This is a genomic window from Solwaraspora sp. WMMA2059 (assembly GCF_027497315.1).
In the GTDB taxonomy this organism is placed as follows: Bacteria; Actinomycetota; Actinomycetes; order Mycobacteriales; family Micromonosporaceae; genus Micromonospora_E.
The window spans coordinates 3,947,927-3,973,579 of sequence record NZ_CP114908.1 but is presented as its reverse complement, the minus strand read 5'-3'; the positions used below and the strand labels follow the sequence as shown (position 1 = coordinate 3,973,579).

The following is a 25,653-nucleotide window of genomic DNA, read 5'->3' as shown; positions in this document are numbered from 1 at the left end:
GGAATCGTGCAAAGTATGGCCGATGTCCGGGAAGTGGCTCCGCCGTCGCGGCACGTCCGGCATCGTCGACGGCGAGGACCCTTTCCCGGCGCCGAGCGTCGGGAAAGGGTTCCTCCTCCTTCAGCGGTCAGATCAGCCGATCCGGAACGGCACCCGCAGGGTCGACCGGCCGGTGTCGGCGCTCGTCGCGTCGACCCGAACCGTGGTCGCTGCATTACCGATGGCGTTCCACAGTTCCAGCCGGACGCACCCGTTGCTCATCGCCCGGAACTCTCCTGAGGCGGATCGCAGCCCGGCGCTCTGCCGGTAGGTCTCGGTGCCGGGCACCGGATCGGTGGCGAAGTAGTGGTACGTCTCGGTGCGGCCGTAGCTGCCGGAGCCGGTGAAGTCGTACGACACCCGGGCCTGGATACCCGCACCGACCGAGGTGCCCGCGTCCACCTGGAGGTCGAACGTGGTGGCTGCCGACCGGTACGCACCGGTCAACCCGCAGGCCCGGAAGGTGACCGGGTTGTGCGGCGTACCGTCGTAGTTCGCCCCGCCAGCCGACGGCACCGTGACCGTCGTCGCGTTCGTCCCGGCGGTGTTGCTCAGCACCCCGGCGGACCGCAGGTGGAACAGGTCCGAAGTGACCGGCGGGGTGGTCGGGTCCGGCGTGGGCGAGGCCGGCGGCGTGGGGGGCAGGCTCGGTGACGGGTTCGGGCTGGTCGGGGTGCCGGTGGCGGTGCCGCCGCTCCAGGTGTGCGCCCCGGTGGTGGCGGTCTGGCCGGCCGGCACGGTCATCCGGGTACCGTCGGAGAAGGTGACCGTGACCGGCGACGAGGTGAAGTTGCTCGCCACGTAGGTGCGGGCACCGTTGCGGTCGAACACCGCGTAAAGTGGAGTGTTCGCCGTGACGCCGGTGTCGACCCGACCCAACGCTGCCAGGTTGCGTACCCAGTGGAACGTGTGCGCCCGGCTCTCGCCCTCCTCGACCGGGTAGTTGGGGTTCGCCCGCAGATTGGTCAGGGCGGCGTTGGCGTCGCCGAGCGCCTGGAACGACCAGAGAATGTCCTGCCAGACCGTCGGCGGGCCGCCGTTGTTGGTGACCAGCGCGTTCCAGTTGGTGGCGATGTAGTCCGGCCGGTAGCCGAGGTAGAGCGAGCCACCGGTGACCGGCAGCATGTTGATGCCCTGGATCATCTCCGGCTCGGCGCTGAACCAGGTGGCGTAGGCCCCGCCGTCGCCCCAGACCATGCCCACCGACCGGTGCCCGAAGGAGGCCGGGAAGTTGGTGTCCGAGGAGTCGAACCAGTATTCCTGGATGGCCGCCGATTGAGTGGTGTAGATGTACAGTCCGGCGTCGCGGATCGCGGTGTTGCCGGTGGCCAGGCCCCACTGGATCAGGGCGTTGGCGAAGTTCATCCCCTCCGAGGATGACTCCTGGTTGTTGCCGGCGAAGAACGCTCCGTGCCCGGCGGCCCAGTCATGGCCGGCGTAGATGTCGAAGTCGCGCAGGAACGGGAACATCGGGTCGTTGCGGTCCCAGCTGTTGGCGTCGCGGATCAGCAGGTTGACCATGCCGCCGTACTGGCTGGTCGCCGCCCAGGTGGGGTCGAACTTGGCCAGCGTCGCGGCGGCGGCGATGTAGTAGCCGTAGTGGAAGTGATGGTCGTTGAGATCGGTGTCGGATCCGTACGAGGCGGGGTAGCCGACCAGAGTGCCCCACGCCTGGTCGTAGAAGAACACCCGTTGCGTCTTGCCTGGGCTGGCGGTGAACCAGTCGGTCAGCCGGTTCCGGATGGCGGTGAGCAAATGGTCGCGTTGGGCGGTGCGGCCGAGCTGGTCGGCGATCTCGGCCAGCCGGGCGGCCCGGCCGAGCGCCTTGCCGGTCCAGTAGGTGTCGTTGTCGAAGCCGGCGAGCGGGTCGCCGGACGCGGCCTGGTCCAGGTGCGCGGTGAGCGTGGCGAGGTCGGCACCGACGCTGGTGGCCACCGCTGGGACCTCCGGCAGTACGCCGTGGAAGCGCATCGCGGTCCGGAACGACGTCGCGCCGACCAGGTTGCGCATCGGACCGCGGGCCGACACGTAGGTCTCGGCGATCGGGCTGGCGCCGTCGAGGTGCTTCCACTGGTGCGGGTAGAGGGAGACGACCGTGCCGGTGGCGGAGCCCTCCCGGGCCGTGGTGGTGAAGCTGTAGGTGGCGTCGACCGTGCTGCTGGCCTGGTCGTAGCTCCAGCTGACCCGGGTGCCGGTGACGTGGGCGTGGGCGTACCGGCCGTAGCTGTCCATCAGCGCGGTGCGCCGGGCGGCGCTGGTGCCGGCGCCGGTCGGCAGCAGTGCGACGGAGAAGTAGCCGCGGCCGGCGAGGGTGGAGCTGATCGTGGTCCCGTTGACGGACCAGGTCGCTCCGCTGGGGCCGTAGGCGACGTAGTCGTGGCCGCGCATCGAGAAGCCGACCCGGGTGCCGCTGTGGTGCCAGACTGTCGGGGTGCCGGGGAACGACAGCTCGGCGTTGCCGCCGGTGACCTGGGCGTACACGAACGGCAGACCGTGGCCGACGGTGGCGCGTAGCGTGCGGGCGCCGTCGGACCAGTACGGGCTGACCGTCCAGTCGGTCCAGCCGTCGACCTTGACGTCCGGGGCGTTGAGCCCGGCGACGCCGAGGGTGAACTCTCGCGTGTACGGGTAGTGGTACTCACCGACGCCGGTCGACGTACCGGAGATCGCCGCCTCGGTGGTGTAGGAGACGCCGAGCCCGCCAGCAATCGGCTGGAACGACATCGGGTGGGCGTGCAGCGGGTCGGAGTAGGCGCAGTTGTACCGCTTGAACAGCAGCGACGACCACCAGTCGTTGGTCGGCACCGCCCCGGCCGGGGCGGTGCCCGTGACGTACTGCCGGGGGTTGGCGGAGATGTTTCCGCAGGCGGTCGGGGCGGCGGCGCCCGCCGGGCGGGTGGTGGTGTAGCTGCCGGCGCCGACGGTGGCGGCGTCGGCGGTGCGCAGTACGCCGAAGATCAGTCCGGTCGCGGCCAGCGCTGTCACGGTGGTGGCTGCCAGGATCCGGCGCGGCGTACGACCTGTTCGCGCGCCACGGATCGACAGGTTCATGGTGCCTCCGGGTCGGGTCGGGCGCGGTCCACGATCGCGAAAATTCGCGCCCGTCAACGAGTTATTGCCAGGAGGTCATCAGAGATGCGGGCTTCTGTCAATATCCCGACATGAAGTTTCGTGTATTCGGTACGGGGTCGTGGTGGTCTGTTGACAGCCGCGCCGGTGCTGCTGTAAACCTCTCGGTGAGAGCGCTCTCTCTCCTCATGGGCTGCATGTGCTCTGCGTGAGCCGAGTGCGACTGCATGGCGGTAGAGCGCTCTCGCGTGGTCGCCGGTGACCGTCGGCAAATATGCCGATCGGTCTGCCGCTGTTGCGCAAATGACTCCGTACGCTGATTCCGCCGCGAAAAGAAAACGGGGGCGGACGGCCACCGACGTGGCCGTCCGCCCCCGATCGCGGACGTCAGTACACCGACAGGTGTACGTGGTTGGTGTGGTCGCTGGACGGGTCGCCACCCGCACCGCTGTACGTCTTCCAGCCGCTGCTGGGCAGCCAGATCCGCTTGTACCAGATCACGTAGAGCACACCGAGCCGGTCGGCGTTGTTGATGTAGTAGTTCGCCAGGTTGTCGCCGTAGCTCTTGTCACCGCCGGTTGCCACTCCACCGAAGCCGTTGGGCTGGGCGGCGAAGTCACACGCCCGGCCCTTGGGGTGCTCGCCGGAGCTGCCGTTGCGGAAGCAGGACACGTAGCGGGTGAAGCCGGCAGCCTTCGCCTGGTTCAGGGCGTGCAGCGTACGGGGTGTGATGCAGCCGGAGGTGGTGGGGTCGTCGACGTTGCATGACTCGGCCGGCCAGGAGCCGTTCGCGTTGCGTGGTGCCGGAGTCGCCGACGCGCTGGATGACCCGGATCCCGACGACCCGGTGCCGGAGGATCCGGTGCCGGAGGATCCGGACCCCGACGACCCGGAGCCGGAGGATCCGCTGGCGGCGGCCTGCTCGGCCTCCTCCGCCGCCTGCTGCCTCGCCTGTTCCTCCGCCTGTTCCTCCGCCTGCTTCTCGGCGGCGACCGCGACGGCCAGGGCCCGCTCCGCCTGGTTCCGGCGCTGGTCCATGATGGTGACCTGCTTCTGCTGCTCCCGAATCTCATGCTCGATCGCAGCCTTGGACCTGGTTACCTGGTCACGGGTGCGGTACAGCTCGCGGAGCTGCTTCTCCTCGTTGGCGGTCACCGCGCTCAGCGCCGCCGCCCGGTCGACGAACCCTTCCGGTGAGGTGCTGTTGAGCAACGCGGAGACCGGGCCGAGCCTGCCGTTGCGGTACGCGCGGTCGACGATGTGTCCGACGTTCCTGTTCCGTTGCTCCAGCTCAGCACCGACCGTGGTGAGCTGCTCGGACAGCTTCTTCTGCCGGCCCTTCGAGTGGTTGAGCGCCGCCTTGGCGTCGATCCAGCCCTTGGAGGCCGCATCGAGCTCCTTGCGCAGGCTGTCGGTGCCTCCCTCGTTGTCGACCCGGTCGGGCCGGTTGGCGGGCAGGGCGGCTCCGGCCGGCGAGCCGATCGGGGTGCCGGTGACGGCCATCAGGGCGGCGGTCAACGCCGCCAATAACGCGAATCGGGTTTTTCTGTGGACTGTGCGCGACACTGTGCATTCCTTCCGTCAGCCGCCGACCGGGTTAGCTGACGGGTTCGGGACGGAAGATCCCTACCGCGTGACGCGGATGCACCCCAGGTACGTGGTTCCCCGGCTCGCCGTACGGCGATTAGGCGACGGCCTCCGCGGGCGCCGGAGGGGCGCCGCCCGAGCGGAGACCGGGGCCGAGACTACCGGTTCCTCGGGCTGCCGTCCCGGCATCGATAGGTCTGTTATATCCAGAAAAATCAGAAATATACGTAGATCGTAGTTGTCAACGTCGCGGTAAGGTCACGAAACTTAAGCATCTGCTAATCACCAGTCAGCCGGTCCGCAGGAGTCGGCGGGGGCCAGCGGCTCGATCTGCAGCGTCGCGTGCTCGATACCGAACTCGTCGTGCAGGGCCGCCCGGGCGTCCCGCAGTACCGTGCCGATCTCGGCTGACGGGGTCACGGCCAGGTGTGCCGAGGCCACCTCCATGCCCGGGGTGAGCGTCCAGACATGCAGGTCGTGCACGTCGCAGACGCCCGGCACAGCGGCCAGCCGGCTGCGAACCCGGTCGACCTCGACATGCTCCGGCGCCGCCTGCACCAGGATGCGCAGCGCGGCCCGCGCCAACCGCCAGGTACGCGGCAGGATGAACGCCCCGACACCGACGGCGACCAGCGGGTCCGCGTACCACCAGCCGGTGGTGGCGATCACCGTGGCGGCCACCAGCACCCCCACCGAGCCGAGCAGGTCACCGAGCACCTCCAGGTAGGCGCCCCGTACGTTGAGGCTCTCCCTGGCCCCCTGGCGCAGCAGGGCGAAGGCGACGATGTTGGCGAGCAGTCCGGCGATCGCCACCACCAGCATCGGGCCGACCGTCACCGGCTCCGGATCGGCGAACCGGCGAGCCGCCTCCACCAGAACGTAGAGTGCGACCCCGGCGAGCAGTACGGCGTTCGCCAGCGCGGCGAGCACCTCGAGGCGGTAGAGGCCGAAGGTGCGCTGCGGCTCCCCGGTCGGTCGTCGGGTCGCGGCGATCGCCGCGAGCGCCATACCGATGCCGAGTACGTCGGTGAACATGTGCCCGGCGTCGGACAGCAGTGCCAGGGAGCCGGTCGCCAGCGCGGTGACGGCCTCGACGACCATGAAGACCGCCAGCAGGGCGAAGGCGGCCCAGAGGCACCCGTAGTGTCGCTGGCCGGTGCTCCCGGCACAGTGATCGTGTCCGACTCCCACGCCTGCCACCCTCCGTTGCCCGGCGTCTCGTCGGCAGACTAATGCTCACATGGCAATATGTGCAATCGACTCCTGGTCGAGGTCGATGGTGACCAGCCGCTGGGTCGCCCGGGAGAGCGCGACGTAGAGCGTGCGCACCCCGGCCGCGGACTCGGCGCGGATCTCCTCGCCGGCCACCAGCACCACCGCGTCGTACTCCATGCCCTTCGCCTGCAGGCTCGACACCACCTGCAGCCGCGAGGTCGCCAACCCGCCGAGCCAGCCGGCGACCTCGTCGCGCCGGGTCACCGGGGCGATGACGCCGACCGTCCCCTCCACCGCCGCCAGCATCTCGGCGGTCGCGGCGCGGACGGCGGCCGGCAGCGCCGCCGCGGAGACCCGGTCCCGGCGCGGTGCCACCCCGGTCGCCCGGACCGCCGTCGGCAACGGGGCGTCCGGGGCGACCTCGCGGATCACCCCGGCGGCCAGTTCGAAGATCTCCGCTGGGTTGCGGTAGTTCGTGGTCAGCTGGAACTCCCGCTGCGGTCGCCGCCCCAACGCGCGGTCCCGGGCCTGGGCGAGCTCGGCCGGATCCCCGGTCCACGCGGTCTGTGCCGGATCCCCGACCACCGTCCAGGAGGCCAGCCGGCCCCGGCGCCCGACCATCCGCCACTGCATCGGCGACACGTCCTGCGCCTCGTCGACCACCACGTGGGCGTACTCCCGGTAGTCGGCCGGCCGCTCCCGGGCGGTGACGCGGGCTGCCCGCTCCCGGTCGGCGAAGGTCGTCACCTCACGTACCCCGCCGGCCACCCGGAACGGATCCCGGTGCTTGCGGCGGGGCTGCGGCGGCCGGCCGAGCAGTTCGTCCAACTCGTCCAGCAGCGCCACGTCCGCGATCGTCGGTCCGTGGTCCACCAGGTCACCGAAGGCGTCGGACAGCACCGTGATCTCGGCCGGGTCGAGCACGCCTCGCGCGTACCGATGCAGCCGGCCCGGCCGGGCCAGCCAGCCCAGCACATGTCGCGGCAGCAGCCGGGGCCACCAGGCCCGCAGGAAGTCCCGGAAATCGTCCCGGTCCGACAACTCGTCCTCGAACTCGGCCTGGCCGGGCAGCCGGGCCGGGGCCACCAACTGCCGGGCCTGCGCCCACAGCGCCTCGAACAACCCGTCGATACCGGCCCGCCGGACCTCGTTGCGCCGGGCACCCCGGGGCAGCGCCCGGGCCCGGATGCCGTCCAGCTCCGGGCCGCGTAGCCGCAGCAACTGCCCCCGGTAGAGCAGACGTAGCTCGGTCGGCCCGTCCGGTACCGCGTCACGTACCGCCCGTTCCAGCACCCGCCGCATCCGTAGCGACCCCTTCAGCACGGCGACCGCCGCCGGATCCGTCCGGGTCGCCGACACCCCCGGCAGCAGCGACCCCAGCGACCTCAGGGTGGCGCTGTCCTCACCCAGGGCCGGCAGCACCGCGGCGATGTACTCGACGAAGACCCCGGTCGGGCCGACGACCAGGATGCCGCCGCCGGCGAACCGGCTCCGGTCCGAATAGAGCAGGTACGCCGCCCGGTGCAGCGCGACCGCGGTCTTGCCGGTGCCGGGGCCGCCCGAGACGATCGTCACCCCGGTGGCGGGCGACCGGATCGCCTGGTCCTGCTCCTGCTGGATGGTGGCCACGATGTCGCGCATCCCACGTCCCTTGGCCCGGGCCAGGGTGGCCAGCAGCGCACCGTCGCCGACCACCCGCATCCCGGCCGGCGCGGCCGCCGGATCCAGCAGGTCGTCGGAGACGCCGGTGACCCGCTCGCCCCGGGACTGGATGGTGCGCCGCCGCACCACGCCCTGCGGTCGGGCCGGCGTCGCCTGGTAGAACGCGGCGGCGGCCGGGGCACGCCAGTCGACCAGCAGCGGCTCGGCCCGCTCGCCGCGCACCCCGAGCCGACCCACGTACAGCACCGCGCCGTCGCGTAGATCGAGCCGGCCGAACACCAGCCCTTCGTGCTCGGCGTCGAGCAGATGCCGCCGCCGGGCCGCGTGGAAGACCATCGCGTCGCGCTCCACCAGGGCGCCGACGTTGCCCACCCGGGCAAGGCGGTAGCCGTCCCGCTCGGCGCGTACCGCGTCCTGGCGTAGCTGCGCCAACCGGGCGTACACCCGGTCGACGTGCCGCTGCTCGGCGGCGATCTCCTGGTCCAGCGTGGTGGCGTCGGTCAACGCTGCGGCTCCTGGGCGAGGGCGGGCCAGCCGGGGCAGGGCGGCCGGTCCGCCGGCGGACGGTCACGGCGCCGGGCGGCGACGACGGAGCGTGGTGCCCCCGTCAGATGGTCCGACCCGGCAGCCTTACGACGTTACCGTCCGCGCGCCAACCCGGCGCCGGCTCCCAGGGCGCCGGCGAACCTCGATCCGCCTCAGCAGGGGGCCGCCCGGCGAAGGTGGTCACCAGGTACGGCCGCCCTGCCGAGCACCTCGACGAGGGCGGCCGGCACCCGGTCCGGTCGTTGCCGCTCGACCGCCCGCGCAGCACCGCTCCGTCCGGCAGCCGGACGCTGAACTCCTGAGGCCTGCCCACCGAGTCACCTCCGCCCGTGTCGCTGGCGGTCCCGACTGGGACGTACCCCGGTAGGTCGGATCTGGAACCAGCACGGTGAGAAGACTCGCAACTGCCTTCCCGACCGGCCAGTAGCACGCCACGCTGCAACCATGTCGTCACCGTCGTTCCCGATGCCGGATTCCCGGGCACCGCGTCCGTCCGGCCCGCCACCACCCGATCACCCCGGCCCGGCCGAGGCGCTGGCCGAGCTGCTGGCCGGCAACCAGCGCTTCGTCACCGGACGACCACGGCACGGTCACGACGTGTCGGCAGCTGCCGCCAGCGCGGCGCTCGGCGAGCAGTATCCGATCGCGTTCGTGCTCGGTTGCATCGACTCGCGGGTGCCACTGGAAGCAATCTTCGACCAGAACTTCGGCTCGATCTGCGTCGGGCGGTCCGGCGCCCAGGTGCTGGACCAGGCGATCATCGGGTCGATCGAGTTCGCCGTCGGCGCGTTGGGTGTGCCGTTGGTCATCGTGCTCGGACACGAGCGGTGCGGGGCGGTGGCATCGACCATCAGCGCGCAACGCACGGGTAGCCGCCCGACCGGCAGCATCGGGTACCTGGTCGAGCAGATCGCTCCGGCGGTGACCGAGGTCGGTGTCGGGCACCCGGACGTGCAGCCCCTCGCGGTACGGGCCCACGTGCGGCGGACCGTGCAGCGGCTCCGGCAGGTGGAGTTGCTCGCCGCGGCGCTCGCGGACGGGCGGATCGACGTCACCGGCGGGGTCTACGACCTCGGAAACGGCCAGGTGGAACTGCTCAACTGAGCAGCGCGGCCGCCAACACCAGCGACGGAAACGGCCCCGTCGGGCGTGCCGCCCGGCGGGGCCGGTCCAGGTCCGGGTCGTCGTCGATCCGTCAGATCATGCTCAGGCCTCGAAGACCCCGGCCTCGACGAGCCGCTTCTCGGTCAGCTCCCAGCCGTGACCCGGGTGGGCGGCCGCCAGCGCGTTGATCTCCAACCGGATCTTCGCGGCGTGGCCGGCACCGGCCAGCGACCGGATCTCCTCCACGAACGCGTCCGAGTCGGTCCGCAGGTGAGCGGTCTTCCCGTTGGTGAGGTTGCGGACATAGGCGTGCTTGCCGCCGTTGAGCGGGATCAGGTACTTGAACTCGCCGAGGACGCTCAGGGCACCACCCTGACCGGCCTGGCCGGCGCGGACTGACGCGCGCGCGGTCTTGGAGGTGTTGCTCGCCACGGGGGGACTCCCTTGCAGGACTGACGGTACGGACAGGACTGGCGGTACTGGCAAAGCTGGTGGTACTGGCAACACTGGTGATACGGACGGAACTGGCGGTACGACGGATCACACGAACGGGTTCGCCGGGTGTCGGGCATACGCCGCCCTCATCTTACCGGACGGCCGGCCGCAGACCGGCTGGCCACCTCGATCTCGGCCCTGGCTTCCGGCCGACCAGCAGGGACAACGACGCACCCGTGGCTGTCATTCCCAGCGGCGGAGCGGACCCGGGAGCCGGGCGGCGACAATTTTTCGACCAGTTTGCCGATTCACTGGCGCACCACCCGTCACAACAGTCATCATTGGTCACACCGCCCGGTGGTCGAGGTCGTAGGGGAAGACGCACCTCGCTCTCCGGGAGGTCACCGTGCCAACGCGTGGCGTCGTATACGTCCACTCGACCCCGCTCGCCGTGTGCCCTCACGTCGAATGGGCGATATCGCGCGTCCTCGTCGCGCCGGTCAACCTGCACTGGACCGCTCAGCCGCTCGATCCGAACGGCCGGCGTGCCGAGTGCAGCTGGACCGGTCGGGCGGGGACCGGGGCTGAGCTGGCCGCTGCCCTACGGCAGTGGCCGATGACCCGTTTCGAAGTCACCGAGGAACCCAGCCCGGGCGCCGACGGCGAGCGGTTCATGCACGTACCCGGTCGCGGCCTGTTCCGGGCCACTATCGGGGCAGCCGGTGACATCCAGCTCGGTGAGGACCGGATCCGGGCGATCATTGCGGCGTCGCCGGCTCCCGAAGCGATTGCGCACGCCCTCGACAAGGCGATGGGCACCGCCTGGGACACCGAACTCGAGCCGTACCGGCACGCCGGTGAAGGAGCGCCGGTGACCCTGCTCACCCGGGTGGGCTGATCCGGGTCACCCGGGTGGGCTGATCCGGCCGGGTGAGCCGGGCGCGGAAGCTGCGCCAGCCGGGCACGGGTTGCCGCCGCGACCGTAGCCTGATGGGATGGCCGGTGTGCTCCCCTCACCCCGCGTAACAATCGCCTCCGTTCTGCTGGCCGTCCTCGGCGTCACGAGCGGCTGCGCCGGACCCGGCGACCGTCCTGAAGCCAGCACTCCCAGCAGCCCGGAAGGCCCTTCCAGCGAGCCGAAAGCCAGCCCTGCCGCATCGCCGGCCGCCCGGTTGGTCGCGACTCTCAGTGACGAGGACCTGGTCGGTCAGGTGCTGATGCCGTACGCGTACGGAGCGTCCGCGACCGAGGTCTCACCGGCGTCGGCGGCCGGTAACCAGCAGCTCGCCGGAGTCGACACGCCGGCCGAGATGATCGACCGTTACCGGGTCGGCGGCCTGATCCTGGTCGGCTTCTCGGCCGACGACCCGACCGGCAGCAACCAACCCACCACCAACGTCGACAGCACCACCCAGGTGCGGGAGCTGACCACCGGGCTGCAGGACGCCGCCGGGCGGTTGCCCGCCGCCGCGCTGCCCGACGGCGTCGGCGAGCTGCCACTGCTGATCGGCACCGACCAGGAGTTCGGCATCGTCACCCGGATCAACCAGGGGGTGACGTTGCTGCCCAGCGCGATGGCGGCCGGTGCGGCCGGGCAGCCGGAGCTGACCGAGGCGGCCTGGCGGGCGGCCGGTACCGAACTCGCGGCGCTCGGCGTCAACGTCGACTTCGCACCGGTCGCCGACGTCCTCGGGGTGAACAGCACGGTGATCGGCTCCCGGTCGTACGGCGCCGACCCGGACGCGGCGGCCGGACAGGTCGCCGCCGCCGTCCGTGGCCTGCAGACGGCCGGCGTCGCGGCCACCCTCAAGCACTTTCCGGGGCATGGCCACACCGCTGTCGACTCCCACGGCGACCTGCCCGTGCTCGACCAGGACCGGAACGCTCTCGCCGCCGCCGACCTGCCGCCGTTCGTGGCCGGCATCGACGCCGGCGCCGGCCTGGTGATGTCCGGACACCTGGACGTCGCCGCGGTCGACCCAGGGGTGGCGGCGACGTTCTCCCGCAAGGTCCTCACCGACCTGCTCCGCGGCGAACTCGGCTTCGACGGGGTGGTGGTCACCGACGGGATGAACATGGCTCCGGCCCGCGCGTTGTCGCCCGGCGACGCGGCCGTCGCGGCGATCAACGCCGGTAACGACCTGATCCTCATGCCGCCGGACGTGACGGCCGCGTACGAGGGTCTGCTCGCCGCGCTGCTCGACGGGTCACTGCCCCGGGCGCGACTCGTGCAGGCGGTCACCCGGGTGCTGACCCTCAAACAGCGGCTCGCCGAGGAGACCACCCCGCCGATGACGGTGCTCGGCGCCGAAGACCACTACGCCGCCGCGCGGCGGTTGGCCGCTGCCGCCGTCACCCAGGTGCGTGGGGACTGCGCCGGGGTCGACGGGCCGGTGACCGTCACCGCCTCGGGTGGCCGGGAGCGTACCCGGGCGCTGTTGATCGAGGAGCTGCGCGCCGCCGGGGCCGAGGTGGTCGGCCAGGGCGGTACGGTCGTGCACCTGGTCGGCTACGGCGACGGCCCGTCCGACCTGAACGTCAACGCAGCGGTGACCGTTGCCATGGACACCCCGTACCTGCTCGCCGAGGCCCGGTCCGCGACGCTGCTGGCCACCTACTCGTCGAGCCCGGCGGCGATGTCCGCGCTGGCCGACGTGCTGCGGGGTGCCGTACCGGCACCCGGCCGGTTGCCGGTGCCGGTGTCCGGCCTGCCTGCCACCAGTTGCACCGGGTGACCACGCGCGTCGACCAGACGCCGACGGCGCTCCGGCCCGGTCGGGCCGGAGCGCCGTCGGCAGGGCCGGAGCCCTGTCTGTTGTCGTCGTGACCCGGTCGGCTCTCAGACCCGGGTGAAGACGAGCGCGACGTTGTGTCCGCCGAAGCCGAACGAGTTGTTCAACGCGGCGGGTACGTCCATCGGTCGGGCCTTCTGCGCTGCCACGTCGAGGTCGAGCTGGTCGTCCGGGTCGTCCAGGTTGATCGTCGGCGGGACGACGCTGTCGCGGATCGCCAGGATGGTGGCGATCGACTCCAGCGCGCCGGCCGCGCCCAGCAGATGGCCGGACATCGACTTGGTCGCGGTCAGCACCGGGTGGTCGCCGATCGCCTCGCGCAGCGCCACCAGCTCGGCGAGGTCGCCGGCCGGGGTCGAGGTGGCGTGCGCGTTGACGTGCACGATGTCGCCGCCGGACACCCCGGAGTCGGCGAGGGCCAGCCGGATCGCCCGGGCCGCGCCGAGCCCTTCGGGATGCGGCTGCACCATGTCGTAGCCGTCGGAGGTGAGCCCGGCGCCGGCGAGCCGGGCGTACACCCGGGCGCCGCGGGCCGCCGCGTGCTCAGCCCGTTCCAGCACCACGACGCCGGCACCCTCACCGAGGACGAACCCGTCGCGGCCCTTGTCCCACGGTCGCGACGCCCGTTCCGGGTCGTCGTTGCGGGTGGACATGGCCCGCATCGCGGCGAAACCGGCGATCGGCAGGCCGTGTACCACGGCCTCGGTGCCACCGGCCATCACCACGTCGGCCCGGCCGGCCCGGATCATGTCCAGGCCGAGCGCGATCGCCTCCGCGCCGGTCGCGCAGGCGCTGGCGACCGAGTGGACGCCGGCCTGCGCGCCGAACTCCAACCCGACCCAGGCGGCCGGGCCGTTGGGCATCAGCATCGGTACGGTGTGCGGCGACACCCGGCGCGGCCCGGAGGCTTCCAGGATGTCGTCCTGGGCGAGCAGGGTGAGTGCGCCGCCGATGCCGGAACCGATGCTGACGCCGAGCCGTTCCCGGTCGACGCCGGCGTCGCCCAGCCCAGCGTCCGTCCACGCCTCACCTGCGGCGATCAGCGCGATCGCCTCGGATCGGTCCAGCCGGCGCAGCTTGACCCGGTCCAACCGTTCGGCGGGTTCGGACGCCAACTCGGCGGCGATCCGGACCGGCAGCTGCGCGGCCCAGTCGTGGGTGAGCTTGTCGACTCCGGACTTGCCGTTGAGCATGGCATCCCAGGTCGCCGCGACGTCCCCGCCGAGCGGGGTCGTCGCGCCGAGCCCGGTGACGACGACGTCGACCATCGTCACGCCTGCGTCTCGATGTAGGCGACCGCGTCGCCGACGGTCTTGAGGTTCTGCACCTCGTTGTCCGGGATCTTCACGCCGAACTTCTCCTCGGCGGCCACCACGACCTCGACCATGGAGAGCGAGTCGACGTCCAGGTCATCGGTGAACGACTTGTCGCCGGCCACGTCGTCCGGGTTGACCCCGGCGACCTCTTCGAGGATCTCGGCGAGGCCAGCGGTGATCTCGTCACGGGTCATGGGTTTCTACTTTCCTCTCGGTTGAACCAATGATGCCTGCCGGGTCGGCGGGCGGCCCCGCTCCACCTCGGAGCGGGCGGTAGGAGCTTACGGGCAGCGGACGACCTGCCCGGCGTAGGTGAGTCCACCGCCGAAGCCGAACAGCAGCACCGGGGCGCCGGACGGGATCTCCCGCCGCTCGACCAGCTTCGACAGCGCCAACGGCACGCTGGCCGCCGAGGTGTTGCCGGACTCGACGATGTCCTTTGCGACGATCGCGTCGGGCATCCCGAGCCGCTTGGCGATGCCGTCGATGATCCGGGCGTTCGCCTGGTGGGGAACGAAGGCGGCGATCTCCGTCGGGTCGACCCCGGCGCGCTCGCAGGCCTGCAGGGCCAACGGGGCAAGCGCGGTGGTCGCCCACCGGAACACCGACTGACCCTCCTGCTCGATGTACGGCCGCCAGCCCTCGATGCGTACCGCGTCGCTCTTGTCCGGGACCGAGCCCCAGACCACCGGTCCGATCCCGGCCGGCTCGTTGCCGCCGGTGGCGGTGACCACCGCGGCGCCGGCGCCGTCACCGAAGATGATGCAGGTGGAGCGGTCGGTCCAGTTGGTGAAGTCGGAGAGCTTCTCCGCGCCGATGACCAGGGCGTTGCGTGCGGCACCGGCCCGTACGGCGTGGTCGACGGTGCCGAGCGCGTAGCTGAAGCCCGAACAGGCGGTGTTGATGTCGTACGCACCCGGGGCGGCGATGCCGAGCCGGGCCGCGACCCGGCAGGCGACGTTCGGGCTGCGGTCGATGGCGGTGCAGGTCGCCACCACCACCAGGTCGATGTCGGCCGCGGTCAGGCCGGCGTTGGCCAGCGCCTTCTCGGCCGCCGCCGAGGCCATGTCGGCGACGGTCTCCGAGTCGGCGATTCGGCGGGTGACGACACCGACACGGTCCCGGATCCAGGCGTCGTTGGTATTCACCAGTTGGGCGAGTTCGTCGTTGGTGACCACCCGGGAGGGCTGGTAGTGCCCGAGTGCCACGATCTGTGATCCGGTCATGTTGCTGCCTTTCCCGGCGCGCTGTCGGGGGTGCGCGCTCACAGTGCGGAACCGCTGATCCGGGCCAGCGGCTGGCCCGGTGCGACCGGGTCGTCGTGGTGGGCGAGCCATTCGGTGAGCACGCCGGCGTCGTGCGCGGCGACCTCGACCGGACCCTGCCGGGTGGTGACGTGTCCGATGATCTGACCGCCGGTGAGCGGATCGCCCTCGGCGAGTCCGGCAGCCGGTTCGAAGGTGCCGGCGCTGGCCGACACGACGACCCGGAACTGCCTGGTGGGCTCGGAACTGGGGGCCATCCCGTGTCGGGCGATCAACGCCCGCGCCGCAGGCAGGTCGTCCGGGGTCTTCACGGTGACGATCTCCGGCACGCCACGGTCCTTGAACTCCCGCTTGACCAGACCGGCGAGGGTGCCGGCCGGTGGCAGCTCCAGTACTCCGGTGACACCGAGATTCGCCAGGGTGTGCATGCACAGGTCCCAGCGCACCGGTGCGGTCACCTGCCGGACGAGGCGTTGCAGCAGCTCCCGGCCGTGGTTGACGGCATCGCCATCCAGGTTGGACAGCAGGATCCGGTTGGGGTCGGCCGGGATGATCCCGGCGGCGACGCTCGCGAGCGCCTGCTCGGCCGGGGCCATGTACGGGGTGTGGAACGCCCCGGCTACCTGCAGCGTCGCCACCCGGGCCCGGGCCGGCGGCTCGGCGACGAACTTCTCCAGCTGGCCGGTGGCTCCGGCCACCACGATCTGACCGGCTCCGTTGTGGTTCGCCGGGTGTAGTCCGTGGCGGTCGATCGCGGCCAGCACCTCGTCCCGGTCGCCGCCGAGTACGGCGGCCATCCCGGAGGGTTCCAGCGCGCACGCGGCGGCCATTTCCCGGCCCCGGACCGCGGCCAGCGTGATGGCCGACTCGGCGGGCAGCACCCCGGCCAGCGATGCAGCGGCGAGTTCGCCGACGCTGTGACCGGCGACGACGGCGACGTCGTAGAGCCCGCCCCGGCGGTGCCCGGCCGGTGATCCGCCAGGCAGGTGCTCGGCGGCGAGCAGGGCCGCGGCGACCAGCAGCGGCTGGGTGCGAGCGGTGTCCTTGATCTCGTCGGCGTCGGCGGTGGTGCCGAGGTGCACCAGGTCGACCCCGGCGAGCGCGGACCACCACCGCAGACGGGCCTCGGCGCCGGGCAGGTCGAGCCACGGGGTGAGGAAGCCGGGCTTCTGGGACCCCTGGCCGGGGGAGAGAACAGCGAGCACGGCTATGACTCTTCCTGATACCCACGGGTCACTTGGGTGCGCTGAGATACCAATCCGCACTACCGTCGTTGGAGGATTCCTACAAAGATCGTCGGATGTGCACGTCTTTTGCCCGCACATGTTGCTTTGGAAGTGCGTTCAGTCGGGCGAGGCCCGCAACAGCGGCGGGGGATCCAACCGGCCGATCGCCAGGGCCATCTGCAGCGCGTACGCGTCGCGGGCGGCGAACGGCGACAGTCCGGTCACTTCACCGATGCGCCGCAGTCGGTAACGCACCGTGTTCGGGTGGACGAACAGTGCCCGCGCGGTCGCCTCCAGCACGGCCCCGGCGGCGAAGAACGCGTCCAGGGTCTCCAGCAGCTCCCCGCCGGCACGGACCAGGGTCCCGTACACGTCGCGGCGCAGCCGACGGCGGGCCTCGGGATCACCGGCGAGGGCCCGCTCCGGCAGCAGATCGGTCGCCGCGACCGGGCGGGGCGCCGCCGGCCAGGCCGGTGCCGCCCGGTACCCGGCCAGCGCTGCCCGGGCCGACTCGGTCGCCTCGTCCAGGCTGGCCACCATCGGCCCGACCACCACCGGGCCGGCGCCGAACGCGTCCAGCAGTTTGCCGGTCGCCGCCGCCGGATCGGCCGCGCCGCCCAGTACCACCACCAGCCGGTCGTTGTGCACCCCGCCGATCGTCTCCACCCCGATCCGCCTGGCTGCCCGGTAGACGATCTGCAGGACCGCGGTGACCTCGCCGCCCGGGGACCGCCCGACCACCACCGACACCGGCGAGGCATCGGTCCAGCCCAGCGCGGCGGCCCTGCTGGCCAGCACGTCCGACGAGTCGCCGCGCAGCAGGGCGTCGACCAGCAGCGCCTGCAGCCGGGCATCCCACGCGCCGCGCGACTCCGCCGCCCGCGCGTACACCCGGGCGGCGGCGAAGGCGATCTCCCGGGAGAACCGCAGCACCGCCTCGCGTAGCAGCGACTCCTCGCCGGTCGCCGCCAGGTGCGGCACCTGCGCCTCGACCACGTCGATGGTGACCTTGATCAGGGCGACCGTGTGCTGCAGGCTGATCGACCGGGCCAGCGCCCGCGGCGCGGCGGCGAAGACCTCGTCGGAGACCTCCTGCGGGCTGCCGCTCGCGCCGCCACCGTCGCGCAGCCACTCCACCAGGGACCGTACGCCGGCCTGAGCGATCAGCATCACCCAGGAACGCTGGTCGGCGGGCAGCTCACGGAACCAGGGCAGGGTCTCGTCCATCCGGGCCACGCTCGCGGTCGCCAGCGCCCCGGCCGACCGCTCGATACGACGCAGGGTCGCGGTGAGCCCGGCGTCGTTGCGCTTGGTCGCCACCCCGTCAGGGTGTCACGGCCAGCGGGCAGGACCGCGCCGACCGTGCCAACATGTGCGGATGATCGCCCGCCCGCCGCTGGTCGTACCGCTGCTGGCCCTGCCCGCCCTCGCGGCGCTGACCATCGGTCTGGTGGTGGATCCCGCGTTGGTCGCCCGGCTGGACGCCCCGGTGACCGACGGGCTGCGGGCCTACGCCGCCGACCGGCCGACGCTGGTGGCGGTCCTGCGGATCGCCACCGACCTGGCGGCGACGATGCCGTTCCTGGCCGCCGGTGCCGCCGCGACCACCCTGTTCGCCGTGCGCCGGGACCGGCCCCGGGCCTGGTTCTGCGCGACGGTGACCGTCGCGGCCCCGGTCAGCTGGATGCTGGGACAGTGGCTGCTGCACCGACCCCGCCCGGTGGACGGCTTCGTGACCATCGCCGCCAACGGGTTCCCCAGCGGGCACACCACCAACGCCGCCGCTGCGGCGTTCGCGGTCGTCCTGCTGGTCTGGCCCGGGGTACGGCGTACCGGGCGGTTGCTGGTGGTGGTGCTCGCCGGAGCCGGCGCGCTGTTCATCGCGGCGACCCGGCTGGTGCTGCTCGCGCACTGGCCGGTCGACGTGATCGGCGGCGCCCTGGTGGCGGTGACGGTGGTGGCGCTGGCCGCCCGCCTGTGGTCACCGCGGGCGGGGGGGCCGGCGGCGGCCGGCCCGGTACCTGGCAAGGTGTCGTCTCGGGACGGCTCGTGTGAGGTGAGGAGTTCGTGATGGCGTACCTGGGGGCTGGCCACAGCGGCGGCGTCGGGCGGGACCATGGCGTCGGGCGGGACCATCCGGGGGAGCGGGACCAGCTGTCACTCGGCCGGACGTTGACCGGGCAGGGAACCGACCGGGGCGGTTCGGCCGACCCGCAGCCGGTGTCGACCTGCTGCGCGGGGCAACGGGGATGGGCTGGCGCGCATCGCCATCTCGGGGTCCGGCCGAGTTCCCGGGTGGTACGTCGGGAACGCCCGCCGCACCGCTGGTGCTGACACCGCCCGACCGCTCCGGTCACCCGTGCGGCCGGGCCGGTCACCTGGTCCGGCGGCGTACCAGCAGGGCGATCCCCGCGATCCCCAGGGTGATGCCGACCACCACGGCGGCGTTGAGCACCATGACCTGACGCAGGTCGGTGAGCATCTGGTCGATGTCCTCGCCCGGGTTGAGCGCGTCCTCCGGAATCACCCGTTCACCGCCGCCGATGCCACCGCTGATGCTGTCCGGGCGGGCCGGCAGCGGTGCGCCGGCCGCTCGCAGCGTCTCGGACATCGTCAGCCGGCCGAAGAACCAGCCGGCTGCGGTCTTGCCGTCACCAGGCTGCTCCGCCGGTCGAAACGCGCGCGGGCCTCCCTTGGCCAGCGGATACAGCTCGTAGGTGCGATGTGGCTCGTCCGCCACCATGACCACGACCAGGTACTTCGGGCCGAGGTCACCCGGCTCCGGGGAACTGGTCTGGCCCGGTCCGGTGAGCCAACTGACCTGGCTGAGCACCGCCGCGAACAACTCGGCGTCGGCGTCGGCGTGCACGGCGAGCGGCTCCGGCAGGTCGTCACCTTCGATGGTGACGGTCGTTGGTGCAGGTGGTGCCGCGTACACCCGGTTCGCCGCCAGGATGGACGTGCCGAATGCCAGGAGCAGCGCACCGGCCGCTAGGAGACGGCTGGCTGCCCGCTGTCCCATGGTCAACTCCCTCGCCCCGCGGAGGTCAGGTCCTAGTCGATGTGCGTACTACCCGATGGCGGCCCGACGTAATCAGCGGCGGGCGTGGTCGCGGACCCTCACTGTGAGAGACTCCGCACGACTCTGGACGGTTGCACCCGCTGGACGGATTTTTCGGGAACCATCGACGACCGGTGACCGACCAACCAGGGAGGTCGGCCGATGACGGCCCGGCGCGTCGTCTGGCGACCGATCGTATCCGGCGATCGCAACAGGTGGGGGACAGGGTGGTACGCGTACCAGGGGTGTTGCTCGCGGTGTTCGTCGGGCTGCTCGCGGTGCTGTTCGGGACATCGCCGGCCCAGGCGCACAACGTGCTGACCGGGAGCGATCCGGCCGACGGTGCGGAGCTCGCGCAGGCCCCCGAGACGGTCCGACTCACCTTTCTGGCCAACCTCAGCCAGGAGCAGACCGAACTGAGCGTGACCGGTCCGGATGGCGCTGCGGCGTCCACCGGGGCGCCCGTGGTGGACGGCAAGGCGGTGAGCGTGCCGTTCCGTCCCGGACCCGCCGGAGAATACACAGTGGACTACAACGTGTTGTCCGCCGACGGACACTGGGTAAAGGGTGCGTTCGCCTTCACGTTGACGGTCGGTGTCGAGCCGACCGCTGATCCGTCACCGACCGCTCAGCCGTCACCGACCGGGGCACCCAGCCCCACCGCCGCCGAACCGACACCGGAGGCGACCCCGGCACCGACGCCGCAGGCCACCAGTTCCACCGAGTCGACCCCATGGTGGCCGTGGCTGGTCGGTGCCGTCGTCCTGCTGGTCGCGGTGGCGGCCGGAGCGTTCTTCGTCCGCCGCCGTACCACCTGACCGGACCGTCGCGACGTCAGCCGAGCCGGGCGCGGGCGTTGCGCAGCCGACGCAACGTGCGCTCCGACCCGAGGACCTCCAACGACTCGAACAGCGGCAGCCCGACGGACCGGCCGGTCACCGCGACCCGTACCGGTGCCTGGGCCTTGCCGAGCTTGAGGCCACGCTCGGCGCCGACCTGCTCCAGCGCTGCTTTCAGTGGCTCGGCGGACCAGTCCGGCAGCGCCGCGAACGCGGCGATCGTCGCGTCCAGCAAGTCGGCTGCGCCAGCCTTCATCGCCTTCGCCCACGCGGCGTCGTCGATTACCGGGACGTCGAGGAAGAGGAAATCGACGTTGGCGACGATTTCGCTGAGTACCGCGATCCTGGTCTGGGCGAGCGGGGCGACCGCCGCGAACGTCGTCGGGTCGTAGTCGGCCGCCCGCCACGGCGGCGGCGCGATACCACTGCCGGTCGGCGTCGGCGTCGACGGCGTCCCGGTCAGCCAGGGCTGACAGGCGGCGATGAAGTCCTCGACCGGTAGCGCCCGGATGTACTCACCGTTGAAGGCGCGTAGTTTGCGCTCGTCGAAGAAGGCCGGGGACGGGTTCACCGCCTCCAGTCGGAACTCCTCCTCGATCACCGACCAGGGCACGATCTCCCGGTCGTTACTCGGCGCCCAGCCGAGCAGCATCAGATAGTTGCGCATCGCGTCGGCGAGGTACCCCTCGTCGCGGTACGCCTCCAGCGCCACCTTGTCACGGCGCTTGGACAGTTTCTGACGTTTCTCGTTGACGACCACCGGTACGTGTGCCCAGACCGGTGGCTTGACCCCGAGCGCTGCCCAGAGCAGCTGCTGTTTCGGGGTGTTCGGCAGGTGCTCCTCGGCGCGGATCACGTGGGTGATCCCCTGGGAGATGTCGTCGACCACGTTGGCCAGCAGGAAAACCGGCGAGCCGTCGCCCCGGGCGATGACGAAGTCCTCGATCAACTGGTTCTCGAACGTCGGCTCGCCGCGGATCAGGTCGGCGACCGTGGTGCTGCCGGTGTCCGGAGTGCGGAAGCGCAGGGCCCGTCCGGCGCCGGCGTCGAGACCCCGGTCGCGGCAGAACCCGTCGTACCCGCGGTACTCGCTGCCGGTGCGGGCCTGCACATCGGCGCGGGCGCAGTCGCAGTAGTAGGCATGCCCGGACTGGTGGAGCCGGTCGGCCGCCGCGCGGTGCTCGCCGGCGTTGGCCGACTGGAAGTACGGCCCCTCGTACGAACCACGACGGATGCCGATCCAGTCCAGCGCGCTGAGGATCCCCTCGATCCACTCGGGGCGGTTGCGGGCCGCGTCGGTGTCCTCCACCCGTAGTACGAACACGCCCCCGTGCTGCTTGGCGTAGATCCAGTTCTGCAGTGCTGAACGGGCACCGCCGACGTGGAACATGCCGGTGGGGGATGGGGCGAAGCGTACGCGTACCGTCACGGCCCCAGCCTACGGGCGGCCGATCCCCGCCCGACGGTCAGGTCCGGTGGCGCCCGGGGTGAACAGCGAAGTCTGCACCTTTTGCCGAGAATGTGCTTTAGGCTGCGCCTGTCAGGACGAGCAGGCAGAGACAGGCAGGCAGATGATCCTCATCGAACGCAGCGGGCGGGCGGAGGCCCCGATCGACACCGTCTGGGAGGTGGTCGGGCAGGCCGCGTTGCTGCCCGACTGGCTCGCCGGTGTCCGCCAGGCCGAGGTGATCGGCGGCGACATCCGCCGGATGCGGGTGCACACGGCGGACGGCGCGGCCGCCGACGCCGAGGTCATCGAGCTCCAGCCGCCCAAGCTGATCGCCTGGCGGGAGCGGGCCGCCGGCCCTGGCCTGCGGGCCGAGGCCCGCACCGAGGTGCAGGTCGAACTCACCCCGGAGGGGGACGGCACCGCGGTACGGCTGACCATCGTGCGGTGGCCGGCCGGCCAGGTCAGCGCGACCCTGCTGCGACTCGGCAAGCACCGGGTCGGCGCCGACCTGGAGACCTCCCTGGGCCGCCTGTCCGACCTGGCCGCCGCCCGGCACGCCGCCAACGCCGGCAACCGGACCAACGTCTGCTGACGGCAGCCGGACCGCAGCTACGGCGAGGTCCGCGGCCGGCGTGGCCCCGGACGCGGCAGGCCCCGGCGGGTGACCGCCGGGGCCTGCCGACTGCGGCCGCTGCGGATCAGGAGTCGCCGCCGGTCTCCCCGACCGGAGCGGCGTTGACGTCGTCGATCGCGTACTTCTTGGCGGCCCCCGCCGGCACCTCGGCCGGCACCTCGCCGCGCAACGCCAACTGCCGCAGCGTCGCGACGGCCACCGACTCGGCGTCGACATGGAAGTGCCGCCGCAACGCGTGCCGGGTGTCCGACAGCCCGAACCCGTCGGTGCCCAGCGAGGTGTAGTCGCCCGGAATCCACCGGGCGATCAGGTCCGGCACCGCCCGCATCCAGTCGCTGACCGCGACCACCGACTGCGGCGCGTCGGCCAGCGCCGTTCGCACGTACGGCACCCGCGCCTCACCGCCCAGGTTGATCAGGTTGTGTTCCTCGCAGGCCACCGCGTCCCGACGCAGCTCCGTCCAGGAGGTCACCGACCACACGTCGGCGGCCACCCCCCAGTCCTCGGCGAGCAGCTGCTGCGCCTTGAGTGCCCACTGCATCCCGGTGCCGGAGGCGAGGATCGTCGCCCGCGGTGCCTCGCCGCCGTCGGCCCGACTCACCTGCGGTGCCGCCGCGTACCGGTAGAGGCCCTTGAGCAGCCCTTCGACGTCGAGCCCGTCCGGCTGCGCCGGCTGCACGATCGGCTCGTTGTACACCGTGAGGTAGTAGAAGATGTTCTCCGGTGACTCGCCGTACATCCGGTGCAGGCCGTTCTCCACGATGTGCGCGATCTCGAACGCGAACGCCGGGTCGTAGGCGACCACCGCCGGGTTGCTCGCGGCGAGCAGTTGCGAATGCCCGTCCTCGTGCTGCAGACCCTCGCCGTTGAGCGTGGTCCGCCCGGCGGTGGCCCCGAGGACGAAGCCGCGGGCCATCTGGTCGGCCGCCGCCCAGAACGCGTCGCCGGTGCGCTGGAAGCCGAACATCGAGTAGAAGATGTACAGCGGGATCATCGGCTCGTCGTGGGTGGCGTACGACGTGCCGGCGGCGGTGAACGACGCCACCGACCCGGCCTCGTTGATCCCCTCGTGCAGGATCTGCCCGGCGGTGGACTCCTTGTACGACAGGAACAGCTCCCGGTCCACCGCGGTGTACTTCTGCCCGTGCGGTGAGTAGATCTTCTGCGTCGGGAACAGTGAGTCCATGCCGAAGGTCCGCGCCTCGTCCGGGATGATCGGCACCCACCGCTTGCCGAACTCGCGGTCCTTCATGATGTCCTTGAGCAGTCGGACGAAGGCCATCGTGGTGGCGACCTTCTGCTTGCCGGAGCCGCGTTTGACATCACCGAACCGCTCACTGCCCGGCACCGCCAGCGGGCGGGCGGCGGTCCGCCGGGTCGGCACGTACCCGCCGAGGGCCTTGCGGCGCTCCTGCAGGTAGGTCATCTCCGGGGAATCGTCGGCCGGGCGCAGGTACGGCGGGAGGTAGGGGTTCGCCTCCAGTTGCTCGTCCGGCACGTCCAGGTAGAGCCGGTCCCGGAAGGTTTTCAGGTCGTCCAGGGTCAGCTTCTTCATCTGGTGGGTGGCGTTGCGGCCCTCGAAGTGCTCCCCGAGCGTCCAGCCCTTGATCGTCTTGGCCAGGATCACCGTCGGCTGGCCGGTGTGCTCGGTGGCCGCCTTGTACGCCGCGTACAGCTTCCGGTAGTCGTGCCCGCCGCGCTTGAGGTTCCAGATCTCGTCGTCGGACAGCCCTTCGACCATCTTGCGGGTACGCGGGTCGCGGCCGAAGAAGTGCTCCCGCACGTACGCGCCGGACTCGGCCTTGTAGGTCTGGTAGTCGCCGTCCGGCGTGGTGTTCATCAGGTTGACCAGCGCGCCGTCGGTGTCCGCGGCGAGCAGCGGGTCCCACTCCCGACCCCAGACGACTTTGATCACGTTCCAGCCGGCGCCCCGGAAGAACGCCTCCAGCTCCTGCATGACCTTGCCGTTGCCGCGTACCGGGCCGTCCAGCCGCTGCAGGTTGCAGTTGATGACGAAGGTGAGGTTGTCCAGCTCCTCGCGGGCGGCCACCCCGATCGCGCCGAGCGACTCCGGCTCGTCCATCTCACCGTCGCCGAGGAACGCCCACACGTGCTGATCAGAGGTGTCCTTGATGCCCCGGTGCTGCAGGTACCGGTTGAACCGCGCCTGGTAGATCGCGTTGATCGCGCCGAGGCCCATCGAGACGGTGGGAAACTCCCAGAAGTCCGGCATCAGCCGCGGGTGCGGGTACGACGGCAACCCGCCGCCGAGCCCGGCGTGCGACAGCTCCTGCCGGAAGCCGTCGAGGCGCTGCTCCGACAGCCGGCCCTCGACGAAGGCGCGGGCGTACATGCCCGGGGAGGCGTGCCCCTGGAAGAAGATGTGGTCCCCGCCGCCGGGATGCTGCTTGCCACGGAAGAAGTGGTTCATACCCACTTCGTAGAGGGACGCCGCGCTGGCGTACGTGGAGATGTGGCCGCCGACGCCGATCTCCGGCCGCTGCGCGCGGTGCACCAGCACGGCGGCGTTCCACCGGATGTACGCGCGAATCCGCCGCTCGATCATCTCGTCGCCGGGGAACCAGGGTTCGCGTTCCGGCGGAATCGTGTTGATGTAGTCGGTGGTGGTCAGTGGCGGCACCCCGACCTGACGCTCCCGAGCCCGTTCGAGCAGGCGCAGCATGACGTAGCGGGCGCGTTTGGCGCCGCGTTCGTCGATCACTCCGTCGAGTGACTCGACCCATTCGCTGGTTTCTTCAGGGTCGATGTCCGGAAGCTGGCTCGGCAGGCCGTCGCTGATCACCGGGCGCTTGCGTTCCGTGGCCACAGGCGTTCCCTCAGTTGTGTGTGGGATAGGTCTCTACTGACCATCCTGCCCCCTGGAGGCCGGTTGCGTCACGCGCGGCCGCCATAGAGGCGATCTGGGACACACGTACCAGACGGTAACTTCCCACCGGCTCCGGGCGGCGCGGGTCAGCCGGCGAGGAAGGAGAACCTGACCTTGCGGTCGGCGTTGTCCCCGTTCGGGTCGACCAGGCAGACCGACTGCCAGGTGCCGAGCGCGAGCCGGCCGTCGAGCACCGGCAACGTCGCGTACGGGGCGACGAACGCCGGTAGCACATGGTCCCGGCCGTGCCCGGGCGAGCCGTGCCGGTGCTGCCAACGGTCGTCGGTGGGCAGCAGCTGGTCCAGAGCGGTGAGCAGATCGTCGTCGGAGCCGGCACCGGTCTCGATGATCGCGATGCCGGCGGTGGCGTGCGGTACGAACACGTGCAGCAGCCCGTCGCCGCGTCCGGCCACGAACCGCCCCGCCTCGGCGGTGATGTCGCGCACCACGGGCCGGGAGCCGGTCCGGATGGAGATCACGTCGGAGTCCATGCCTGCCAGTGTGGCAGCCGGGCCGGTCCGGCCGG

Annotated in this window: 21 protein-coding genes and 1 riboswitch; of the genes, 7 read left to right on the top strand and 14 right to left on the bottom strand. The window is 71.5% G+C overall.

Annotated elements, in window-relative coordinates:
- Nucleotides 1-132: 132 nt before the first annotated feature.
- The 4 genes from O7553_RS18080 to O7553_RS18065 form a co-directional block, all read right to left on the bottom strand.
- Entirely contained in the window at nucleotides 133-3,090 is a 2,958-nt protein-coding gene (locus O7553_RS18080; RefSeq protein WP_281550905.1) for a glycosyl hydrolase, read from the bottom strand.
- A gap of 405 nt (nucleotides 3,091-3,495) precedes the next feature.
- The gene (locus O7553_RS18075; protein WP_281555655.1) at nucleotides 3,496-4,611 is read right to left on the bottom strand and encodes a hypothetical protein; all 1,116 of its coding nucleotides are present in this window, start codon (nucleotides 4,609-4,611) and stop codon (nucleotides 3,496-3,498) included.
- 67 nt (nucleotides 4,612-4,678) lie between these two features.
- Nucleotides 4,679-4,809: riboswitch (cyclic di-AMP (ydaO/yuaA leader) on the bottom strand.
- 168 nt (nucleotides 4,810-4,977) lie between these two features.
- On the bottom strand, nucleotides 4,978-5,886 hold the full coding sequence (locus O7553_RS18070; RefSeq protein WP_281550904.1) for a cation diffusion facilitator family transporter: 909 nt from the start codon (nucleotides 5,884-5,886) through the stop codon (nucleotides 4,978-4,980).
- 45 nt (nucleotides 5,887-5,931) lie between these two features.
- The gene (locus O7553_RS18065) at nucleotides 5,932-8,076 is read right to left on the bottom strand and encodes an AAA family ATPase (protein WP_281550903.1); all 2,145 of its coding nucleotides are present in this window, start codon (nucleotides 8,074-8,076) and stop codon (nucleotides 5,932-5,934) included.
- 486 nt (nucleotides 8,077-8,562) lie between these two features.
- Between O7553_RS18065 and O7553_RS18060 the strand changes: the two genes are divergently transcribed.
- Nucleotides 8,563-9,222 (top strand): carbonic anhydrase, encoded by a 660-nt coding sequence (locus tag O7553_RS18060; RefSeq protein ID WP_281550902.1) that lies wholly within the window; start codon nucleotides 8,563-8,565, stop codon nucleotides 9,220-9,222.
- A gap of 102 nt (nucleotides 9,223-9,324) precedes the next feature.
- On the opposite strand, the gene O7553_RS18055 is transcribed toward O7553_RS18060, so the two are convergent.
- The gene (locus O7553_RS18055) at nucleotides 9,325-9,654 is read right to left on the bottom strand and encodes a hypothetical protein (RefSeq protein ID WP_278170518.1); all 330 of its coding nucleotides are present in this window, start codon (nucleotides 9,652-9,654) and stop codon (nucleotides 9,325-9,327) included.
- Between the two features lie 409 nt (nucleotides 9,655-10,063).
- Here O7553_RS18055 and O7553_RS18050 point away from each other — a divergent pair, with 409 nt between their 5' ends.
- Together O7553_RS18050 and O7553_RS18045 are read left to right on the top strand one after the other, a co-directional pair.
- Nucleotides 10,064-10,555: a DUF3145 domain-containing protein gene (locus tag O7553_RS18050; RefSeq protein WP_123602869.1), complete on the top strand. Its 492-nt coding sequence runs from the start codon at nucleotides 10,064-10,066 to the stop codon at nucleotides 10,553-10,555.
- A 97-nt stretch (nucleotides 10,556-10,652) separates the two neighbouring features.
- Entirely contained in the window at nucleotides 10,653-12,392 is a 1,740-nt protein-coding gene (locus O7553_RS18045; RefSeq protein WP_281550901.1) for a glycoside hydrolase family 3 protein, read from the top strand.
- 104 nt (nucleotides 12,393-12,496) lie between these two features.
- On the opposite strand, the gene fabF is transcribed toward O7553_RS18045, so the two are convergent.
- From fabF to O7553_RS18020, 5 genes are all read right to left on the bottom strand, one after another.
- Nucleotides 12,497-13,723: a beta-ketoacyl-ACP synthase II gene (fabF, locus tag O7553_RS18040; RefSeq protein ID WP_281550900.1), complete on the bottom strand. Its 1,227-nt coding sequence runs from the start codon at nucleotides 13,721-13,723 to the stop codon at nucleotides 12,497-12,499.
- Nucleotides 13,720-13,959, bottom strand: a complete 240-nt coding sequence (locus tag O7553_RS18035) for an acyl carrier protein (protein ID WP_123602866.1) — start codon at nucleotides 13,957-13,959, stop codon at nucleotides 13,720-13,722. Before O7553_RS18035 ends, fabF begins: the two co-directional genes overlap by 4 nt.
- Nucleotides 13,960-14,046: 87 nt before the next feature.
- On the bottom strand, nucleotides 14,047-14,991 hold the full coding sequence (locus tag O7553_RS18030) for a beta-ketoacyl-ACP synthase III (protein ID WP_281550899.1): 945 nt from the start codon (nucleotides 14,989-14,991) through the stop codon (nucleotides 14,047-14,049).
- 38 nt (nucleotides 14,992-15,029) lie between these two features.
- Nucleotides 15,030-16,235, bottom strand: a complete 1,206-nt coding sequence (locus tag O7553_RS18025) for an acyltransferase domain-containing protein (RefSeq protein ID WP_281550898.1) — start codon at nucleotides 16,233-16,235, stop codon at nucleotides 15,030-15,032.
- Between the two features lie 138 nt (nucleotides 16,236-16,373).
- On the bottom strand, nucleotides 16,374-17,576 hold the full coding sequence (locus tag O7553_RS18020; RefSeq protein ID WP_281550897.1) for a helix-turn-helix domain-containing protein: 1,203 nt from the start codon (nucleotides 17,574-17,576) through the stop codon (nucleotides 16,374-16,376).
- 58 nt (nucleotides 17,577-17,634) lie between these two features.
- On the opposite strand from O7553_RS18020, the gene O7553_RS18015 reads away from it, so the two are divergent.
- Together O7553_RS18015 and O7553_RS18010 are read left to right on the top strand one after the other, a co-directional pair.
- The gene (locus O7553_RS18015) at nucleotides 17,635-18,327 is read left to right on the top strand and encodes a phosphatase PAP2 family protein (RefSeq protein ID WP_281550896.1); all 693 of its coding nucleotides are present in this window, start codon (nucleotides 17,635-17,637) and stop codon (nucleotides 18,325-18,327) included.
- Nucleotides 18,327-18,590 carry a hypothetical protein gene (locus O7553_RS18010; protein ID WP_281550895.1) on the top strand — a complete coding sequence of 88 codons (264 nt, stop codon included), beginning with the start codon at nucleotides 18,327-18,329 and terminating at the stop codon, nucleotides 18,588-18,590. The genes O7553_RS18015 and O7553_RS18010 overlap by 1 nt, the downstream gene beginning before the upstream one ends.
- A gap of 40 nt (nucleotides 18,591-18,630) precedes the next feature.
- Here the strand turns inward: O7553_RS18010 and O7553_RS18005 are convergent, their stop codons facing one another.
- A complete protein-coding gene (locus O7553_RS18005) occupies nucleotides 18,631-19,278 on the bottom strand; it encodes a hypothetical protein (RefSeq protein WP_281550894.1) in 648 nt (215 codons plus the stop codon).
- 266 nt (nucleotides 19,279-19,544) lie between these two features.
- Between O7553_RS18005 and O7553_RS18000 the strand changes: the two genes are divergently transcribed.
- Nucleotides 19,545-20,135: a copper resistance protein CopC gene (locus O7553_RS18000; protein ID WP_281550893.1), complete on the top strand. Its 591-nt coding sequence runs from the start codon at nucleotides 19,545-19,547 to the stop codon at nucleotides 20,133-20,135.
- A gap of 16 nt (nucleotides 20,136-20,151) precedes the next feature.
- On the opposite strand, the gene gltX is transcribed toward O7553_RS18000, so the two are convergent.
- Nucleotides 20,152-21,585: a glutamate--tRNA ligase gene (gene gltX, locus O7553_RS17995; protein WP_281550892.1), complete on the bottom strand. Its 1,434-nt coding sequence runs from the start codon at nucleotides 21,583-21,585 to the stop codon at nucleotides 20,152-20,154.
- Between the two features lie 142 nt (nucleotides 21,586-21,727).
- Here gltX and O7553_RS17990 point away from each other — a divergent pair, with 142 nt between their 5' ends.
- Nucleotides 21,728-22,198, top strand: a complete 471-nt coding sequence (locus O7553_RS17990) for an SRPBCC domain-containing protein (RefSeq protein ID WP_281550891.1) — start codon at nucleotides 21,728-21,730, stop codon at nucleotides 22,196-22,198.
- A gap of 106 nt (nucleotides 22,199-22,304) precedes the next feature.
- Here O7553_RS17990 and aceE read toward each other — a convergent pair whose 3' ends face one another.
- Both aceE and O7553_RS17980 read right to left on the bottom strand, forming a co-directional pair.
- The gene (gene aceE / locus O7553_RS17985) at nucleotides 22,305-25,067 is read right to left on the bottom strand and encodes a pyruvate dehydrogenase (acetyl-transferring), homodimeric type (RefSeq protein WP_348650057.1); all 2,763 of its coding nucleotides are present in this window, start codon (nucleotides 25,065-25,067) and stop codon (nucleotides 22,305-22,307) included.
- A 146-nt stretch (nucleotides 25,068-25,213) separates the two neighbouring features.
- Nucleotides 25,214-25,618, bottom strand: coding sequence for a YjbQ family protein (locus O7553_RS17980; RefSeq protein ID WP_199757666.1), 405 nt, complete (start codon nucleotides 25,616-25,618; stop codon nucleotides 25,214-25,216).
- Between the last annotated feature and the right edge of the window lie 35 nt (nucleotides 25,619-25,653).